An 18,063-nucleotide genomic window follows, 5' to 3' on the forward strand; every position below is an offset into this window, starting at 1 on the left:
CCGAGGACCGCGCCGCCGGGCGCGCCCTCCCGCCACACCGCGAGTCGGGGCGACCCGAGCCGTCGGGCATCGCGCCGGTGCCGCCGCCGGGTGGCGCGGGCGAGCCGGTGGTGGCGCGGGCCGCCGCGGCGGTCGTACCGCCCGCCGAACCGGTCGACGGACCGGCGCTGCGCCGGCCCGCGGAGCCGGAGTCGCCGGACGACGACGCGGCCGGCCCGGGCGGGCTGCGCGGCGCACGCTCCGAGCTGCGCCGTCAGATGCGTGAGCGGCGGCGGCTGCGGATGGGCATCCTCGCCCTGGTCAGCGTGCTGCTGCTCGGCGCGATCCCGCTCTACTTCGGCATCCGTACGCTCAGCCGCGATCCGGTCTTCGACACCCTCGACGAGCTGGACGTGCCGGGCTGGGCGGCGGTGCAGACCGTCGACGACGTCAGCGGCAGCCGGTGGTGCCTGCTGGACTGCCGGCTCCGCGAACGCACGGCCACGTCCGAGCGGCCGCCCGAGGAGACGGCACGGGTCTACGAGCGGGCGCTGACCGACGACGGCTGGCGGCCGTGGAAGGTGAGCCGCTGCCCCGAGCAACCGGCGAAGGGGAGCTACACGTGCTGGCGCCGGGACGAGCTGACCCTCGACCTGTGGGTGCGCGAGCCCGCCTGCGTGCCGCCGCCGGTGGACGGGGAACCGGCGGTCGTGCCGTCTCCCGACCCGGCGACCGCTGCTCAGGAGTGCTCCGGCTCGTTGGTGTCGGTGAAGGTCCGCAACGCGATCGACGACGAGCGGACCCGGCCCCAGCCCAGCACCGACCCGTCACTCACCGGCGAGGATCCGTTCCCGACGCTCACCGAGGATCCGCTCGCGACTCCGACACCCTCACCGTCCTGAGCCGGTTTCCATCACGGACGGTAGGGTCTGGGGCTGGCGGACCGCCAGCTCCCGTCCGGCCCCTCGCGGGGCGCCGAGCGGCGGTGTGGGTAGGACGGTCGCGCGTTGCGGGGACGTCGGGTTCCCGGAACTCTGCTTGAGGAGGACAGGCGTGGGCTTTTTCGAGGTCGCGGCGCTGATCGCGGCGATCGCGTTCGCGATGCTGGTGTTGATCCTGACGCTGCCCATCCTGCGGCTGCGGCACACCGTGGACGCCACCACCCGGATGATCAACGACCTCAACGACCGGACCGCGCCGCTGCTCGGTGACGTGAACACCACGGTGAAGAACGTCAACACCGCCCTGGAGCAGGTGCAGACCTCCCTGGACGGGGTCAACCTCCAGCTCGCCAAGGTCGACACCATGACCAGCCACGCGCAGAACGTCACCGCCAACGTGGCGAACCTGGCGACCGTCGTCTCCGCCGCCGCCGCCAACCCCCTGGTCAAGGTGGCCGCCTTCGGTTACGGCGTCCGCAAGGCCGCCTCCGCCCGGCGGCACGCCGAGACCGAGCGTGAGGTGCGCGACACCATCAAGCAGCAGCGGCGGGCCGCCAAGCGCGGCAACCGCTGACCCGGCACGACCAGGAGGAGCTCGGAGATGAGGCGGTTGTTCTGGCTCGGCATCGGGCTGGCCGTCGGCGTGGTGGTGGTCCGCAAGGCCACCCGCACCGCACAGGCGTACACCCCGGCCGGCATCGCCAGCACGGTGACCGAATCCGCTGGCGGGCTGGCGGAGTCGCTGCGTAGCTTCGTGGAGGACGTCCGGATCGCGATGGCCGAGCGCGAGCAGGAGATCCACGAGGCGTTCGCCCAGGGCGAGGCGTTCGACGACCAGTTCGCCGAGCTGCGGGAGGACCCGCGCATCGGCGACCGAGAGATCTTTCCGGAGGAACACCAGCGATGAAGACGGCGGAGATCAAGCGGCGGTACCTCGCCCACTTCGAGGCGAACGGCCACACCGTGGTGCCGTCCGCTCCGCTGCCCGCCATCAGCGACCCGAACCTGCTGTTCGTCAACGCCGGCATGGTGCAGTTCGTCCCCTACTTCCTGGGGCAGCAGACCCCGCCGTACCGGCGGGCGGTCAGCGTGCAGAAGTGCATCCGCACGCCCGACATCGACGAGGTCGGCAAGACCAGCCGGCACGGCACGTTCTTCCAGATGAACGGCAACTTCTCCTTCGGTGACTACTTCAAGGACGGGGCGATCCCGCTCGCCTGGGACCTGGTCACCAAGTCCCAGGAGCAGGGCGGCTTCGGCCTCGACCCGGAGCGGATCTGGCCCACCGTCTACCTCGACGACGACGAGGCGTTCGAGATCTGGCGCTCGGTCGGGGTGCCGACCGAGCGGATCGTACGCCGGGGCAAGGCCGACAACTTCTGGTCGATGGGCATCCCCGGCCCGTGCGGTCCGTGCTCCGAGCTGTTCTACGACCGTGGTCCGGAGTACGGCCGCGAGGGTGGCCCGGCGGTCGACGAGGACCGCTACATGGAGTTCTGGAACCTCGTCTTCATGCAGTTCGAGCGCGGTCCGGGCACCGGCAAGGAGGACTACCCGATCCTCGGTGACCTGCCGGCGAAGAACATCGACACCGGCATGGGCCTGGAGCGGATGGCCTCCATCCTCCAGGGCGTCGACAACCTCTACGAGATCGACGAGGTCCGGCCGATCCTCGACAAGGCGGCCGAGCTGACCGGCAAGCGCTACGGCGCCCACTCCGGCCACGTCGCCAGCGAGTCGCACCCCGACGACGTCCGGCTGCGGGTGATCGCCGACCACGTGCGCACCGCGCTGATGCTGATCGGCGACGGGGTCACCCCGAGCAACGAGGGGCGCGGCTACGTGCTGCGCCGCATCATGCGCCGGGCGATCCGGTCGGTGCGGCTGCTGGGCTGGCAGGAGCGGGCGCTGCCCGAGCTGCTGCCGGTGGCCCGGGACTGCATGGCCCCGTCGTACCCGGAGCTGGCCGCCGACTTCGACCGGATCGCCGACTACGCGTACGCGGAGGAGGACGCCTTCCTGTCCACCCTGCGCGCCGGCACCACGATCCTGGACACGGCGATCGCCGAGACCCGCACCGCGGGCAAGCCGGCGCTGTCGGGTGAGAAGGCGTTCCAGCTGCACGACACGTACGGCTTCCCGATCGACCTGACCCTGGAGATCGCGGCCGAGCAGGGGCTCCAGGTCGACGCGGAGGGCTTCCGCCGGCTGATGGCCGACCAGCGGGCCCGCGCCAAGGCCGACGCGCAGGCGCGCAAGACCGGGCACACCGACCTGTCGGCGTACCGGTCGGTGCTCGACTCGGGCGGCCCGGTGCGGTTCACCGGCTACGGCGAGGTGTCCCGGGAGTCGACGGTGCGGGCGGTGCTCGGCGTCGACGGCCCCCGCCAGGCGGCGGTCGAGGGCGACACGATCGAGCTGGTGCTCGACGCCACCCCGTTCTACGCCGAGGGCGGCGGGCAGCAGCCCGACCTCGGCATGATCACGGTGGGCGGCGGTCAGGTCGAGGTGCTCGACGTGCAGCAGCCGGTGCCCGGCCTGATCGTGCACCGCGCCCGGGTGGTCCGGGGCGAGGTGCGGGCGGGGGAGACCGGCTACGCCGAGATCGACACCACCCGCCGGCGGGCCATCTCCCGGTCGCACACCGCGACGCACCTGGTGCACCAGACGATGCGCAACTTCCTCGGCGAGTCCGCCACCCAGGCCGGTTCGCTGAACGCCCCGGGCCGGCTGCGCTTCGACTTCAACACCCCGACCGGGGTGGCGCCGAGCGTGCTGCGCGACGTCGAGCAGCAGGTCAACGAGGTGCTCCTGGCCGACCTGGAGGTGCACGCCTTCATCACCTCGCTGGAGGAGGCGCGGCGCATCGGCGCGATGGCGCTGTTCGGCGAGAAGTACGGCGAGGAGGTGCGGGTCGTCGAGGTCGGCGACTACGCGCGGGAGCTGTGCGGCGGCACCCACGTCGCCCGCTCCGGCCAGCTCGGCCTGGTGAAGATCCTCTCCGAGTCGTCGATCGGTTCCGGGGTGCGCCGGGTCGAGGCACTGGTCGGCATGGACGCCTTCAACTTCCTGGCCCGGGAGCACCTGCTGGTGTCCCGCCTCGCCGAGCTGTACCGGGTGCCCAACGACCAGGTCGCCGACCGGGTCGAGCAGACCGTGACGCAGCTGCGCGACGCCGAGAAGGAGCTGGAGAAGCTGCGGGCCCAGCTGGTGCTCGGCGGTGCGGCGGCGCTCGCGGCGCAGGCGAAGGACGTGCACGGTGTCGCGTACGTGGGCACCGAGGCGCCGGAGGGCGCGGCCGGCAACGACGTGCGGACGCTCGCCCAGGAGATCCGGGGCAGGATCGACCCGGCGCGGCCGGCGGTCGTCGCGGTGGCGGCCCGGGCAGGAGGCAAGGCGTCGCTGGTCGTCGCGGTGAACCCGGCCGCGCGCAGTCGGGGCCTGGCCGCGTCCGCCCTGGTCAAGGCGGCCTTCTCCGGGCGCGGCGGGGGCAGCCCCGACCTGGCCCAGGGCGGCGGCCTGCCGGCCGCGGAGGCGCCGAACCTGCTCCGCACGGTCGAGAAGGCGATCGCCGAGGCGTGAGGCTTGTGTGCAGCGGCCAGGGCGGACCCGCGCGGTCCGCCCTGGCCCGCCGTTTCAGGGGAGTCACCGGCCGTGAGTGAGTTGTCCCGTGGTGTCCGGCTCGGGGTGGACGTCGGGCAGGTCCGGGTGGGGGTCTCCCGCTCGGACCCGCATGGCGTGCTGGCCACCCCGCTCGTGACCCTTCCCCGCGACCTCACCACGGCTGCGGACGCGGTGCCGGCCGACATCGTCGCGCTCAGGGCGCTGGTGGCCGAGCACGAGGCGGTGGAGGTCGTCGTGGGCCTTCCGGTCAATCTCGCCGGCAAGCACGGTCCGGCCGCCGTACACGTGAAGGCGTACGCTGACCGACTGGCCGATGTAATAGCCCCCGTTCCGGTGGCGCTCACCGACGAGAGGATGTCCACGGTCGTGGCGTCTCGTAGGCTTGCCGAGCGTGGTGTCCGAGGAAAACGGCAACGGGCGGTGGTCGACCAGGCTGCCGCGGTGGAGATTCTGCAGAGCTGGCTGGACGCGCAGCGGAGGCGGACGCGATGATGGACGATCTTGACCTCGGGTTCGACGAGCAGGACCGGGGGGAGAAGGGCAAGCACCGGCGCGGCGCGGTGCGCAAGCGCAAGGGCGGCTCCGGCGGCGGTGGCCGGGGCAAGACGGTCCTGGCCCTGCTGCTCGCCCTGGTTCTGCTGGGCGGCATCGGCGGCGGGGCCTTCTACGGCTTCGACCGTGTCCAGAGCTACTTCGTCACCCCCGACTACGACGGCGCGGGCACCGGCGAGGTGACGGTCGAGATCAAGCAGGGCGCGCTGATCGCCGACATGGCCAACGCGCTGGTCGCCGCCGACGTGGTGAAGAGCGCCAAGGCCTTCATCGAGGCCGCCGAGGCGAACGCCCGCAGCAAGAACATCCAGCCGGGCACGTACAAGCTGCGCAAGCAGATGAGCGGCGAGAGCGCCGTCACCGCGATGCTCGACCTGAAGAACCGGATCGTCAACGGGGTCACCATCCCGGAGGGCCGGACGGCGAAGAACGTCTACAAGCTGCTCTCCGAGAAGACCAAGATCCCGGTGAAGGACTTCGAGGCGGCGGCGAAGGACCCGATCGCGCGGGGCGTGCCGGACTGGTGGTTCAAGCGCACCGACAACAAGAAGGTCAAGCCGTCGATCGAGGGCTTCCTCTACCCGGACACCTACGAGATTCCGCCGAAGGCGACCGCCGAGAGCATCCTCGAGCAGATGGTCGAGAACTTCCTCAGCGTGGCCAGTGAGATGGAGTTCGCCGACCGGGTACAGAAGGAGCGCAAGATCAGCCCGTATGAGGCGCTGATCGTCGCGTCGCTGGCCCAGGCCGAGGCGGGAAACAAGGACGACCTGGGCAAGGTCGCCCGGGTGGCGTACAACCGGGTGTTCGGCGAGTTCGACTGCAACTGCCTGGAGATGGACGTCACTGTCAACTACTACCTGGAGTCGATCGGGAAGCCGACCAAGCGGTCCGGGGACATGACCCCTGCGGAACTGGACGACCCGAAGAACCCGTACAACCGCAAGCTGAAGGGCCTTGTGCCCACGCCGATCAACAACCCGGGCAAGCAGGCCATGGAGGGCGCGATGGACCCACCGCCCGGCAAGTGGCTCTTCTTCGTGGCGATCGACGACAAGGGTCACTCGGCCTTCGCCGAGACCTTCCCGGAACACGAGAAGAACATGGCCAAGGCCCGGGAGGCCGGGATCATCTGATGACGACCGCACGGCGGGCGGGGGTGCTCGGCAAGCCGATCGCGCACTCCCTCTCCCCGGTGATCCACCAGGCCGGCTACGCGGCGGCGGGGCTGACCGGGTGGTCGTACACCCGGATCGAGTGCGCGGCGGCGGAGCTGCCGGACGTGGTCGCCGGCCTGGGCCCGGAGTGGGCCGGGCTGTCGGTGACGATGCCGGGCAAGGAGGCGGCGCTCGCGGTGGCCGCCGAGGTCTCGCCGCTCGCCGCCGCCGTCGGCGCCGCCAACACGCTGGTACGCCGCCCGGACGGCTCCTGGTACGCCGACAACACCGACGTGGTCGGCATGGTCGAGGTGCTCACCGACGCCGGGGTACGCCCGGGCGCGACGGTGACGGTGCTGGGCGCGGGCGGCACGGCCCGGGCGGCGGTGGCCGCGGCGGGACAGCTCGACGCCGACGCGGTGACCGTGGTGGCCCGCCGGGCGGCGGCGGTCGAGGAGCTGCGCCCGGTGGCCCACGCCGTCGACGTGCCGATGCGCGCGGCGGCCTGGGACGACGACGCGGCGACCCACCTCGCCGCCGACGTGGTGATCTCGACCGTGCCGAAGGGAGTCGCCGACCCGCTGGCCGTCGCGGCGGACTGGCGGCCCGGCACGGTGCTCTTCGACGCGCTCTACGACCCGTGGCCGACGCCGCTGGCCGCGTCGGCCGAGGCAGCCGGCTGCCGGATCGTCTCCGGCCTCGACCTGCTCCTGGCCCAGGCGGTGGGCCAGTTCGAGCACTTCACGGGCGTCGCCGCGCCCCGGGCCGCGATGGCCGCCGCCCTGGCCGCCGCCCGCGCCGCCTGAGCGCCGGCGTGGGGCGGGAGCGTCCCCTGTGGTCGTCCGGGGCATCCTTAGGCGACGGTTAAGACGCGCTTAGGTCCGACTGTCGTCCCCATGTCACGCCGTGGCCGTGGTTACGCTGCTGACCGTCACCGTCCGACACACAGGGAGTACTCCTTGAGCAGGCACGGACTGCACCGCATCCCCCGGCACCCCGGCCCACGCCGCAAGGCCGTCGTCCTCGGCATCGCCGGCGCCACGGTGGTGGCCGGCATCGTGGCCACCACGATGCCGCTGCTGGCCGCCGACGACCTGTCGATCCGGGCGACCGCGGACACCACGGCGACCATGGTGTCGCAGGACGGGGACAACGCGGCGAAGACGACGCTGGCGACCTGCGCGGTCCGCTGCGACGGCAACCCCCGGGGCGGTCGGGAGGCGGTCGTCCAGTTCGCCGTGACCACCCTGCCGGCGACGGCGGTCAACGTGCGGGCCACGCTGCGGGTGCACGCGTGGCAGGAGTTCCCGGCGACGGTGACCGCGCACGCCTCCTCGGTGGACGCCAGCGCGGCCCGGCCGACGCCGACGCTGCCCGGGGCGGTCCTGGACACCGTCTCCCCGGTCGCGCGGGGCTTCAACGAGTGGGACGTCTCGGCCCTGGTGAAGAGCAACGGCACCTGGACGGTCTCGCTGGCGCAGACGGGCCTGGAGAGCAGGATCTACTGGGCGTCGACGGAGAACCACAACCCCGACCTGCGGCCGCGCCTGGAGATCCGCTACGACGTCGCCACCCGGCCCACGCCGGTGGTGACCAGCGCCGCGCCGTCGCCGAGCCGGACGGTCGCGCCGAGCCCCACGCCGAGGCCGACGCCCAGCACCAGCCCCACCCGCGCCACCCCGAGCCCGACGGCGAGCGCCTCGTCCGGGGGAGCCGAGCGGTGCGGCGCGGTGTCGAGCAGGCTGGTGCCCTCCTGCGGCGCCTGGTGGGGGATGTACTCGCCGTCCAGCGCCGGCGACGGGTGGGACCACGGCGCTGCGGTCGCCGAGGTGGAGGCGCAGGTCGGGCGGAAGTTCGACATCGTGCACCGCTACCACGACTTCTCCAACGCCGGCAGCAACGGCGCCTTCCCCGACGCGTACCAGCGGCAGCAGATGCGCGAGGGGCGGCTGATGTTCTTCGCCTGGGAGTCGCGGATCTTCTCCTCCGGCACGGTGCTGACCTGGCAGGACGTCTACAGCGGCCGGTACGACGCCACCATCGACGCGGTCGCCGGCCGGATCCGCGACACCGGCGTGCCGGTGTTCATGGGCTTCGACCACGAGCCGGAGGACGAGCCGGCCAAGGGCAGCGACGCCGACTTCGTCCGCGCCTGGCGGCACGTGCACGACCGGTTCGCCGCGGCGGGCGCCGACAACGCGGTCTGGGTCTGGACGATGATGGGCTGGTCGGGCCACTACGACCGCTACGCCGCCCTCTATCCCGGCGACCGGTACGTCGACTGGGTGGGCTACGACCCGTACAACTTCCACGTCTGCAACGGCAGCAAGGTCTGGAAGAGCCCGGCCACCACCATCGGCGGCTTCTACCGGTGGCTGGACGAGCACCGCGTCGGGGTCGGCAAGCCACGGATGCTCGCGGAGTTCGGCACCAACTTCGACGCGGCCGACCCGGACGCGAAGCGGCGCTGGTTCGAGGAGTTCCCGGCGGCGCTCAAGGCGCACCCGAAGATCAAGGCGGCGATCTACTTCAACTCGGCTGGGATGACCCGCCGGTCGAGCACCTGTGACATGACCATGAACCACGACGCCTCGTCGGTGGCGGGCTTCGCCCGCGCCGGGCGCGACAGCTACCTGCGGCAGCCCACCGGGGGCGCCCGCTGACACCGCGCGTTCACAGTTCGACGCAACGTGATACGGGCGAGTCGGACATCCGACTCCCTGTGTGCGGTGTCATGTTGCTGATGCAGTGACCGCCCAATCGGTGGATATCGCCACCCAGGGTCGACCAGGCACGCTACGCGGGTTCTCTCCCGACATGGAGGCGTAGCGTGCCCGACATCCCGCTCTCTCGGCGATCCGCCGGACTGCGCACCCGGGCGGCGGTGGTCGCACTCGTGACCGCCGCCGCCGTGCTGGCCGTCCCGACCGGGACTTCCGCCGCCGTGGTGCCGGCTCCCGAACCGGCGACCCTGGTCTCGGCCAACCCGGCCGACGCCACACCCCACGCCAGGGACGGCGAGACCCGCGCCTTCGCGCAGGTCGGCTCCACGGTGTACGTCGGCGGCAGCTTCACCCAGATCCGGCAGACCGCCAGCGCGGCGTGGACCACCCAGCGTTACCTCTTCGCGTACGACCGGGCCACCGGCACGATCTCGACCACCTTCCTGCCGGTGCTGGACGGCGCGGTCAACACCATGGTCGCCGGGCCCGGCGGCACGCTGATCGTCGGCGGCACCTTCAAGACCGTCAACGGCGTCTCCCGCAAGAACCTGGTGGCGCTCAACCCCGCCACGGGCGCGATCGTCGACAGCTGGGTCGGCCGCTCCGACGGCGGCACCGTGCGCGACCTGGTGCTGCACGGCAACTGGCTCTACGTGGCCGGGGCGTTCAACTGGCTCAACGGCACCGCGCACGCCGGTCTCGGCCGGCTCAACGCCACGACCGGCGCGATCGACCCGACCTTCAACGTCAACGCCACGGTCGGGCGCCACCAGACCACCTCGTACGTGTGGACGCTCGACGTCTCCCCGGACGGCGACACCCTGGCCGTCGGCGGCAACTTCATGTTCCTCAACGACCTGCCGCGCAACCAGATGGCGCTGGTCGACCTCTCCGGCACCCCGACGGTGCTGGACTGGAGCACGGAGAAGTTCGTGCCGCCGTGCGCGGCGCCGACGACCTTCGTGCACTACGTGCAGGACGTCAAGTTTGGCGGCGACGGCAGCTGGTTCGTCGTCGGCACCAACGGCGGCGCCGGCTGGCCGGCCGCGTACTGCGACGCGCTGGTGCGGTTCGAGACCGCGGCCCGGGGCACCGGACAGCTCGGCACCTGGGTCGACTACACCGGCAACGACACCATCACCTCCGTCGAGGTCGCCGACAACGTCATCTACCTCGGCGGGCACTTCCGCTGGCTGAACAACCCGAACGCCAGCGACACCGCCGGCAACGGCGCGATCGACCGGCTCGGCATCGCCGCGGTCACCCCGGCCACCGGCATGCCGGTCAACTGGAACCCGCGCCGCAGCGGCAGCGCCTCGATGCCGGCCGGCACCAGCAACTGGGGCTCCTCGGTGCCGGTGCTGTGGCGCGGCAGCGACGGTCTCTACTTCGGCCACAACTCCGACGGCATGGGCAACGAGTACCACGGCCGGCTCGGCATGTTCCCGCTCACCGGCGGGCGCACCATCACCCCGAAGAACGCGCCGACCGCGACCACCGGCAACCTCTACGTGGGCACCGGCGCGGGCGAGCTGGCCAAGGTACCGTTCGACGGCACCAGCCTGGGCACCCCGACCACGGTCAGCCAGCCCAACTACACGGCGGCCGGCGCGACCTGGCGGGTGGCCGACCGGATCTACTGGTCGCACACCGTCGCCGGCACCCCCACCGGCAGCCGGATCGACATCTCGCTGTTCAACGGCGGGGCGATCGGCGCGCCGTGGGAGGCGTCCGGCTACAACGACTGGTTCAACCCCGCGGTGATGACCGGCGCCTTCTACCTCGACGGCCGCCTCTACTACACCCGGTCGGGCGCCAACGGCCTCTACTACCGCTACTTCGAGATCGACGGCAACTACCTCGGCGCGACCGAGTTCACCCTGCCGACCACCGGGGTGACCTGGTCGGCCGTGCGGGGCATGGCCTGGGTCGGCGGCCGGGTCGTGTACGGTGCCACCGACGGCACGCTGCGCAGCGTGCCGTTCGACCCGACGGCCGCCCCGGCGGTCGACGGAACGGCGGCGACGGTGGTCCCGGCGGCCGCCGGCGTGACGTGGTCAACGCCGTCGACCTTCTTCTCCGTGCAGTGACGGTCGACTGTTCGTAACGGAACATCGGTAGATTGTTCACGTTGGGCCGGCGACGGATCAGCCGTCGCCGGCCCGCACGACGTGGGGGAGGGTCGTTGGTCGGCGCGGGTGGCAACCGCAGGGGGCTCGCGGTGCGGGCCGTCTTCGCGGTCAAGCGCGGCTGGTACACGCTGCGCTATCCCCGGCTGACGCTGGGCCGGGACGTGGAGATCCGCGGCCGGATCCGACTGCGCCGGGGCGTGCGGGTGAGCATCGGAGACCGCACCCGGATCAACAAGCTGGTCCGCTTCGCCGGCCCCGGCGAGGTGCGGGTCGGCGCCGACTGCCTGCTGAACGCCACCTGGATCGGCACCTGGACGTCGGTCACCATCGGCGACCGGTGCCTGCTCTCGGACTGCGAGCTGCTGGACAACGACTTCCACAACCTGCCGCCCGAACAGCGCCACGACCCGCCCGTCCCGGCCACCCGCGCCCCGATCACGATCGAGGACAACGTGTGGGTCGGGGCGCACGCCCTGGTGATGAAGGGCGTGCGGATCGGCCGGGACAGTGTCGTGGGCGCCGCCACGGTGGTCCGTACCGACGTGCCGCCGCGGGTCGTGGTCGCCGGAAATCCACAACAGACGGTGAAGAAGTTCCATGACTGACGCTTCCCCCGGTGCCTGGCCCACGGACGTCCCCGCCGGTGGTGGCGGCACACCGGGCCGCACCGTCACGCTGACCGACCTGCTGCGCGTACCGCTGCACCGGATCCGGCTGGTCGGGGCCGTCGCCGCCGTCGGCCTGCTCGCCGCGCTCGGCTACGTCGTGCTCGTCCCCGCCGCCGTGACCGCCAGCGCGGTCGTGGCGGTGCGTCCCGTCGTCACCGACGCGTTCACGCCCAGCGGCGCCGCCGCCGACCGGGCGGTGAACATGAACGTGGAGAGCGGCATCGCCACGGGCACCGACGTGGTGCAGCGGCTGGCCGACTCGGGAGGGCTGGACCCGCGCGAGGTGCGCGACGCCCTGGAGGTCGAGGTGCCCACCGGCGGGCAGATCCTGCGCTTCGTCTACCAGGCCCCCACCGCCGAGCAGGCGGTCGCGGGCGTCAACCTCGCCGCCCAGGCCTACCTCGACGTGCGCCGGGCCATGTACGAGAAGCAGCGCGAGGAGATGCTGCGCTCGTACGACGAGAGCATCGCCAAGGTCGCCGCCCAGCAGGCCGCCCTCCAGAAGCGGGTCAACAACGCGCGGGAGGGCACCGTCGACGCCGCGGTGACCGAGCTCACCGGCATCAACAACCAGCTCACCCAGCTCAACGCCGCGCGGACCGAGATCGCCGCGGTCGACGTCAACCCCGGCTGGGTCACCCAGTCCGCCGAGCGGGCCCTGGCCTCGTCCGCCGGCAACCGCCCGCTCTACCTGCTCGCCGGCCTGCTCGGCGGGACGCTGCTCGGCGTGGTGCTGGCGTACGCCTGGGAGTCGATGGACCGGCGGATCCGGTCGGTCGACGACGGCCGGGACGCCACCGGGCTGGCGCTGCTCGGCACGGTCCGCAGTCGCGGGTGGCGCGGCGGCAAGGAGGCGGTCGACGCCGACATCCGGTACGTGGCGATGGCCATCGCCGAGCGCGTGCGCCAACCCGCCCGGGTGTCGCTGCTGACCGCCCGGGAGGAGGACCCCACGGCCATCACCGCCGGGCTGGCGGTGGCGCTGGCGGCCGTCGGCCGGGAGGTCTTCGTCGCCGACGACAGCGGGCGCGCCGACCGGCTGCGCACCATCGTGCTCGCCGACCGGGAGCGGCTGCCCGCCGCGGCGGACCCGTCCCGCCCGGTCGTCCCGAAGCCCCGCCCGGCCGGCTCGACGACGGACGCCAAGAGCGGCGGCACGTCGGAGCCGGCCGCGGCCCGACGCCCGTCGCCGCACCCGATCGGCGCCCGCCCGTCCACCGACCCGGACGCCACGCTGACCCTGCCCCGGGTCACCTCGACGGCGACCACCGAGAGCGGCAAGGTGACGAGCACCGACCCGGTGACCGTGGGCGCGGGCAGCGTCCGGTTCGGCACCTGGCGGCAGGGCGCCGACCACAGCCTGGTGCTGTTCAACGCCCCGCCGGCCGAGTCCGACGAGCGCGGCGTCGCCGTCGCCCGCCAGGGCACGGCGGTCGTGGTGGTCGAACAGGACCGGACCCGGCAGGGCGACCTGCGCCGGCTCGTGGAGCGGCTGCGCGCCGCCGGGGTCACCCCGCTCGGCTTCGTGTTGACCAACAGCGGCCGGGGCTGATCCGTGCCGGTGACCCGCGCGCCGGCGGCGACCGAGCCGGCCGGCGGCCCGGGCGGCACCGCGCCGCCGCCGCAGCCGCCGTCCCCGCCGCGGTTGCCGCTCTGGCCGCTGGCGTTGATGTTCGGCATGGTGCCCGTGTGGTGGCTGGCCGGCGCGTTCTACCTCGGGTGGCCCCTGCTCGGGGCACTGCTCTTCGCGCTGCTGGTCATCCGGGGGCGGGTGCCGCTGCCCCCGGCCGCCGGGATCTGGCTGCTCTTCCTGGCCGTCGTGGTGGTCAGCGCCACCCAGCTCCAGACGCCGGCCTCGGTGCTGACGTTCGCCCTGCGGCTGGCCTTCTACCTCACCGCGCTCGTGGTCGGCGTCTACGTCTACGCGGTCGCCCGGGAACGTCCCGACCAGGTCGCGGTCCTCGTTCCGCTCTGCGCCTTCTGGTTCGGGCTGGTCGCGCTGGGCTGGCTGGGCGTGCTGGCGCCCCGGTTCGCGCTGACCACCCCGGTGGAGGTGCTGCTGCCGGGCGGGGTGGCCAACACCCCGTTCATCCAGGACATGGTCCACCTCACCACCGCCGAGTACAGCGCCCGGTCGTTGAACCCCATCTACCGGCCGGCCGCGCCGTTCGCGTACACCAACAACTACGGCAGCGCGTACGCGATGACGCTGCCCTGCGTGGTGGCCTTCACCATGCTGCGCCGGCGCGGCGTGCTGCGCTGGGCGCTGCTGGCGTCGCTGCCGCTGTCGTTGGCCCCGGCCTTCCTCACGCTCAACCGGGCGATGTTCCTCAGCCTCGGCACCGGGCTGGCGGTGCTCGGCGTCCGGGCCGCCCTGCGCGGCAACGTCCGGGTGGCCGCGTCGATCGTCGGGGTGGTGGTCACCGGCGGTCTCACCACCCTGTTCATCCCGGTGACCGAGCTGATCGGCAACCGGGTCGAGTCCAGCGACACCAACACCGACCGGCTCTCCCTCTACGTGGAGGTGATCCGGCGGGTACGGGAGTCGCCCTGGCTCGGCTACGGCGCCCCGGTGAACGTCGACACCGTCAGCGCCGAGGCGCCGATCGGCACCCAGGGGCAGCTGTGGATGGTGCTGTTCAGCCACGGCGTCCCCGCGCTGCTGTGCTTCCTCGCCTGGTTCGTGGTCGCCGCGCTGATCTGTGCCCGGGCCAGGTCCGCCGCCGGGCAGTGGCTGGCCGTGGTGCCGGTGGTCTGCCTGGTGCAGATCCCCTTCTACGGCATGGCCAACCAGAATCTCGCGGTCGCCTTCTTCGCGGTCGCCTTCGCGATGGCGCTCACCGAGCGGGAGGCGTCGGCACACCTGCCCCGCCTTCGTCCCCTCCGCCCGGAAGCGGTGCCCGCATGACCGCCGCCACCCGCCCGCCGTCCGACCCCCACCCGCCCTCCGCGCCGGACGGGTCGGTCCCGGCCGCGCCGCCGGACGGGTCGCCCCGGGCCGGCGCGCCTGCCGGGGCGACCCCGGGCGGGTCGCCGGCCGGCGCCGCCCCCGGTGGGCCCGCCGGGGCGTCCGGTGACGACACGGAGACCCGGCGCAGCGCCCGCAGCGGCGTCGCCGGGCTGATCGGCGCGGCCACCAGCGGACTCTTCGGCTTCCTGCTCGCGGTCGTCATCACCCGCGGCTACGGCACGGTCGGCTCAGGGGCGTTCTTCGCCGCGATCGGGGTGGTCACCGTCGCCACCGCCGTGTGCACCCTCGGCGCGGAGACCGGGCTGATGTGGGCGCTGCCCCGCCGGCGCCTCGGCGCCCGGGGCGACGCCGCCCGGGTGTTCCCGGTGGCGCTGCTCCCGCCGCTGCTGGCGGCGGTCGCCGTCGCCGTGGGCGGGGTGCTCGCCGCCGACGCGCTCGCCCCGCGCCTGCTCGGCGGCTCCGGCGTCGACGGCGCGGCCCTGCTGACGGCCAGCTTCGCCGCGGTGCCGGTGGTGGTGGCGATGACGCTGCTGCTCGCCGCGCTGCGCTGCGTGCGCCCGATCCGGGCGTACGTCGGGGTGCAGTTCTTCCTGCTGCCGGTGGCCCGGCCCGTGCTGGTCGGCGCGGCGGCCCTGGCCGGCGGCGGCCTGCTGGCGGGCATGACCGGCTGGCTGGTGCCGGCGGCGCTCGCCCTGCTGGCCTGCCTGACGCTGGTGGCCGGCCCGCTCGGCGTCGGCCGCGGCGCGGCGCTGCGACCGCAGCGAGGGGACTGGGCGGCGTTCTGGCGCTTCGCGCTGCCCCGCGCCGCGTCGGCCGCCATCGACGCCGGCAACATGTGGGTGGGCGTGCTGCTCACGTCGGTGCTCGCCGGGCCGGCCGACGCCGGCGTGTTCGGCGCCGTCGGGCGCTACATCCTCGCCGGCCAACTGGCCATGCAGGGGCTGCGGGTGGCGGTGTCGCCGCAGCTGTCCCGGCTGCTCGGGCGGGGCGACCGGGCCGCGGCGGCGGCCGTGCACCGGCAGTTGACCACGTGGGGGCTGGTGCTGTCCTGGCCGGTCTACCTGCTGCTCGCCGTCTTCGGGCTGGCCTTCCTCCAGCTCTTCGGCCCCGAGTTCACCGCCGGCGCCACCGCGATGACCGTGCTCGCGCTGGCCATGCTGGTCAACACCGGGGTCGGCAACGTGCAGAGCCTGCTGCTGATGGGCGGGCGCAGCGGGCTGCACCTGGCCGCCACCCTGGCCGGGCTGCTGGTGACCGTCTCCCTCGGCCTGTGGCTGATCCCGGCGCACGGCGCGACCGGGGCGGCGCTGGCCTGGGCGCTCGGCATCGCCACCGAGAACCTCACGGCGGTCGGCTGCGCCCGGGTCGTGGTCGGCCAGCCGCTCATCGACGCGGCGATGCTGCGGGCCGGGGCCGCCACCGTCGCCGGGGTCGGGGCCGCGGCGGCGATCGGGGTGCTGGCCGGCGGCCGGGGGATCGGCGGCCTGGCCGTGGCCCTGGGCGTGCTGGCCGCCGGCTGCGTCGGCTTGTTGACGTTGCCCCGGGTGCGGCGTCGTGTCCGGGTGACCATGGAGCAGGTCCGTGGGCGGCAGGAGGCGGCCCCGGCCGCCACCGGGCCCGCCCCGGAGGAACCGAAGGGCAGGTGAGGTCGTCGTGCCGTCCATCCGAGACCGGGTGAAGCAGCTCGTACCGACCCAGGTGACGCAGCGGGTGCGGGAGTCGCTCGTCGACTACGGGGTGCGGACCAGCGACCGGCGACCGCTGCCGGACTTCCTCATCATCGGCACCAAGCGGGGCGGCACCACCTCGCTGTGGAACTACCTCATCCAGCACCCGCTGGTGCCCCGGCTCTTCCCGGCCTGGAACACCAAGTCCTCGCACTACTTCGAGGAGCACTGGCGCCGCGGCGAGGCCTGGTACCGGTCGCACTTCCCCACCGAGCGCCAGCGGGAGACGCTGGAGAAGCGGCACGGCGGGCCGGTGCGCGTCGGCGAGGCCGCGCCGCTGTACATGTTCCACCCCCTCGCGGCGCAGCGGGTCGCCGCGCTGATGCCGTCGGTGCGGCTCATCGTGCTGCTGCGCGACCCGGTGGAGCGGGCGTACTCGCACTGGAAGGAGCGGCGCACGCACGGCATCGAGCCGCTCGACTTCGCCGCCGCGCTGGCCGCCGAGCAGGAGCGCACGGCGGGGGAGCGGGAACGGCTGATCGCCGAGCCGGAGTACTTCAGCGAGCCGTACGACTGGTACACCTACCGGGCCCGGGGCCGCTACCTGGAGCACCTGGAGCCGTGGCTGGAGCGGTTCGACCGGGAGCAGATCCTCTTCCTGCCCAGCGAGGACCTCTACCGCGACGCCCGGTCGACCTACCGCCGGACGCTGGACTTCCTCGGCCTGCCCCCGCACGACCTGCCCGACTTCAAGGTCTACAACGACCGCCGCTCGGCGCCGCTGGAGCCGGCCGTGCGCGCGGAGCTGACCGAGTACTACCGCCCGTACAACGACGCGTTGCGGCAGCGGTTGGGGCTGGAGCTCGACTGGCCGGACCGGGCCCCGTGACGGCGCCGGCCAGCGTCGCCGCCGATCCCCGGTCCCGGACCGACGGGCTGGGCTGGGTCACCCGGGCCGTGTTCGGCGACGAGCGGATCGCCCTGACCGTCGGCGGCCCGCCGCCACCCGGGCACCGCGCCGTCGCCCGGTACGCGGTCGTCCCGTCGCTCGCCCGGGCCCGGTTCCTGCTGCCGCTCGGCGCGCCCCGGGCCACGGCCGCCTCGCTGCTGGCGTACAACGCCCTGCGCCCGCCGAAGGTGCGGGCGGTGCGGGCCGCGCTCGGCACGCTGGCGCGCGTCGGCGCGGTCGACCTGGCCCCGTTCCCCCGGCTGACGGTGTCGCTGCCCGATCAGGTCGCGGCCGACGAGGCGCTGCTGGCCGGGCGGTTGGGCGCCGCCCTCGGCGAGCCGGCCGTCCACGCGGCGTGCGGGGTCCGCCCGCCGGACCCGAACCACAAGCCCACCCTGCAACTGTTCGCCCCGGACGGCCGGGCCCTCGGCTACGCGAAGATCGGCTGGAACGGGGCCACCCGGGCGCTGGTCACCGCCGAGGCGGCGGCCCTGCGCGAGCTGCCGACGCTGACCGGCGTGCCCGACCACCCGGCGGCGCCCCGGCTGCTCGCCGAGACGACGGCCGCCGGGCAGGTGGTCGCGCTGGTCGAGCCGCTGCCGCCGGCTGTGCGGGGGGTGTCGGCCGGCGAACCGCCGCGCGTCGCGGCGCTGCTGGCCGTGGCCCGCCGGGGCCGCCCGCCCGCGCCACCGCGCCCCGT

General features: G+C 73.6%; 14 protein-coding genes and 1 pseudogene. All 15 read left to right on the forward strand.

Annotation, left to right across the window (positions count from 1 at the left end; genetic code table 11):
- Positions 1 to 257 precede the first annotated feature (257 nt).
- The gene (locus AB0G08_RS28875) at positions 258 to 881 is read left to right on the forward strand and encodes a hypothetical protein (protein ID WP_358093763.1); all 624 of its coding nucleotides are present in this window, start codon (positions 258 to 260) and stop codon (positions 879 to 881) included.
- A 151-nt stretch (positions 882 to 1,032) separates the two neighbouring features.
- Positions 1,033 to 1,494, forward strand: coding sequence for a DUF948 domain-containing protein (locus AB0G08_RS28880; protein WP_089000990.1), 462 nt, complete (start codon positions 1,033 to 1,035; stop codon positions 1,492 to 1,494).
- A gap of 27 nt (positions 1,495 to 1,521) precedes the next feature.
- Positions 1,522 to 1,827, forward strand: a complete 306-nt coding sequence (locus AB0G08_RS28885) for a hypothetical protein (RefSeq protein WP_132240143.1) — start codon at positions 1,522 to 1,524, stop codon at positions 1,825 to 1,827.
- Positions 1,824 to 4,502, forward strand: a complete 2,679-nt coding sequence (alaS, locus tag AB0G08_RS28890) for an alanine--tRNA ligase (protein ID WP_358093740.1) — start codon at positions 1,824 to 1,826, stop codon at positions 4,500 to 4,502. The genes AB0G08_RS28885 and alaS overlap by 4 nt, the downstream gene beginning before the upstream one ends.
- Positions 4,503 to 4,574: 72 nt before the next feature.
- Positions 4,575 to 5,036, forward strand: coding sequence for a Holliday junction resolvase RuvX (gene ruvX / locus AB0G08_RS28895; protein WP_358093743.1), 462 nt, complete (start codon positions 4,575 to 4,577; stop codon positions 5,034 to 5,036).
- Positions 5,033 to 6,232: an endolytic transglycosylase MltG gene (gene mltG / locus AB0G08_RS28900; RefSeq protein ID WP_358093746.1), complete on the forward strand. Its 1,200-nt coding sequence runs from the start codon at positions 5,033 to 5,035 to the stop codon at positions 6,230 to 6,232. Before ruvX ends, mltG begins: the two co-directional genes overlap by 4 nt.
- Positions 6,232 to 7,059: a shikimate dehydrogenase gene (locus AB0G08_RS28905; RefSeq protein ID WP_358093749.1), complete on the forward strand. Its 828-nt coding sequence runs from the start codon at positions 6,232 to 6,234 to the stop codon at positions 7,057 to 7,059. Before mltG ends, AB0G08_RS28905 begins: the two co-directional genes overlap by 1 nt.
- Before the next feature lie 153 nt (positions 7,060 to 7,212).
- Complete coding sequence (locus tag AB0G08_RS28910; RefSeq protein ID WP_358093752.1) at positions 7,213 to 8,916, forward strand: glycosyl hydrolase; 1,704 nt, start codon at positions 7,213 to 7,215, stop codon at positions 8,914 to 8,916.
- 221 nt (positions 8,917 to 9,137) lie between these two features.
- Positions 9,138 to 11,066 (forward strand): hypothetical protein, encoded by a 1,929-nt coding sequence (locus tag AB0G08_RS28915; protein ID WP_358093766.1) that lies wholly within the window; start codon positions 9,138 to 9,140, stop codon positions 11,064 to 11,066.
- Positions 11,067 to 11,197: 131 nt separating this feature from the next.
- Positions 11,198 to 11,713: an acyltransferase gene (locus tag AB0G08_RS28920; protein WP_358093755.1), complete on the forward strand. Its 516-nt coding sequence runs from the start codon at positions 11,198 to 11,200 to the stop codon at positions 11,711 to 11,713.
- A complete protein-coding gene (locus tag AB0G08_RS28925) occupies positions 11,706 to 13,328 on the forward strand; it encodes a lipopolysaccharide biosynthesis protein (protein ID WP_358093758.1) in 1,623 nt (540 codons plus the stop codon). The genes AB0G08_RS28920 and AB0G08_RS28925 overlap by 8 nt, the downstream gene beginning before the upstream one ends.
- A gap of 93 nt (positions 13,329 to 13,421) precedes the next feature.
- Entirely contained in the window at positions 13,422 to 14,684 is a 1,263-nt protein-coding gene (locus AB0G08_RS28930) for an O-antigen ligase family protein (RefSeq protein ID WP_358093768.1), read from the forward strand.
- A complete protein-coding gene (locus tag AB0G08_RS28935) occupies positions 14,681 to 16,393 on the forward strand; it encodes a lipopolysaccharide biosynthesis protein (RefSeq protein WP_358093761.1) in 1,713 nt (570 codons plus the stop codon). The genes AB0G08_RS28930 and AB0G08_RS28935 overlap by 4 nt, the downstream gene beginning before the upstream one ends.
- Positions 16,394 to 16,400: 7 nt before the next feature.
- Positions 16,401 to 17,303 carry a sulfotransferase domain-containing protein gene (locus AB0G08_RS28940; RefSeq protein WP_357881069.1) on the forward strand — a complete coding sequence of 301 codons (903 nt, stop codon included), beginning with the start codon at positions 16,401 to 16,403 and terminating at the stop codon, positions 17,301 to 17,303.
- Positions 17,300 to 18,063 (forward strand): annotated as a pseudogene (locus tag AB0G08_RS28945) (hypothetical protein); the annotation flags it as partial. The gene AB0G08_RS28940 and the pseudogene AB0G08_RS28945, both read left to right, overlap by 4 nt.

The sequence above is a fragment of the Micromonospora sp. NPDC023644 genome, assembly GCF_040640115.1.
Classification (GTDB): Bacteria; Actinomycetota; Actinomycetes; order Mycobacteriales; family Micromonosporaceae; genus Micromonospora.

Excerpts from the sequence above, each read along its gene's own strand:
- AB0G08_RS28905 (WP_358093749.1), top strand. The coding sequence starts at position 6,232 with ATGACGACCGCACGGCGGGCGGGGGTGCTCGGCAAGCCGATCGCGCAC.
- AB0G08_RS28935 (WP_358093761.1), top strand. The coding sequence starts at position 14,681 with ATGACCGCCGCCACCCGCCCGCCGTCCGACCCCCACCCGCCCTCCGCG.
- AB0G08_RS28885 (WP_132240143.1), top strand. The coding sequence starts at position 1,522 with ATGAGGCGGTTGTTCTGGCTCGGCATCGGGCTGGCCGTCGGCGTGGTG.
- AB0G08_RS28925 (WP_358093758.1), top strand. The coding sequence starts at position 11,706 with ATGACTGACGCTTCCCCCGGTGCCTGGCCCACGGACGTCCCCGCCGGT.
- mltG (WP_358093746.1), top strand. The coding sequence starts at position 5,033 with ATGATGGACGATCTTGACCTCGGGTTCGACGAGCAGGACCGGGGGGAG.
- AB0G08_RS28875 (WP_358093763.1), top strand. The coding sequence starts at position 258 with ATGCGTGAGCGGCGGCGGCTGCGGATGGGCATCCTCGCCCTGGTCAGC.
- alaS (WP_358093740.1), top strand. The coding sequence starts at position 1,824 with ATGAAGACGGCGGAGATCAAGCGGCGGTACCTCGCCCACTTCGAGGCG.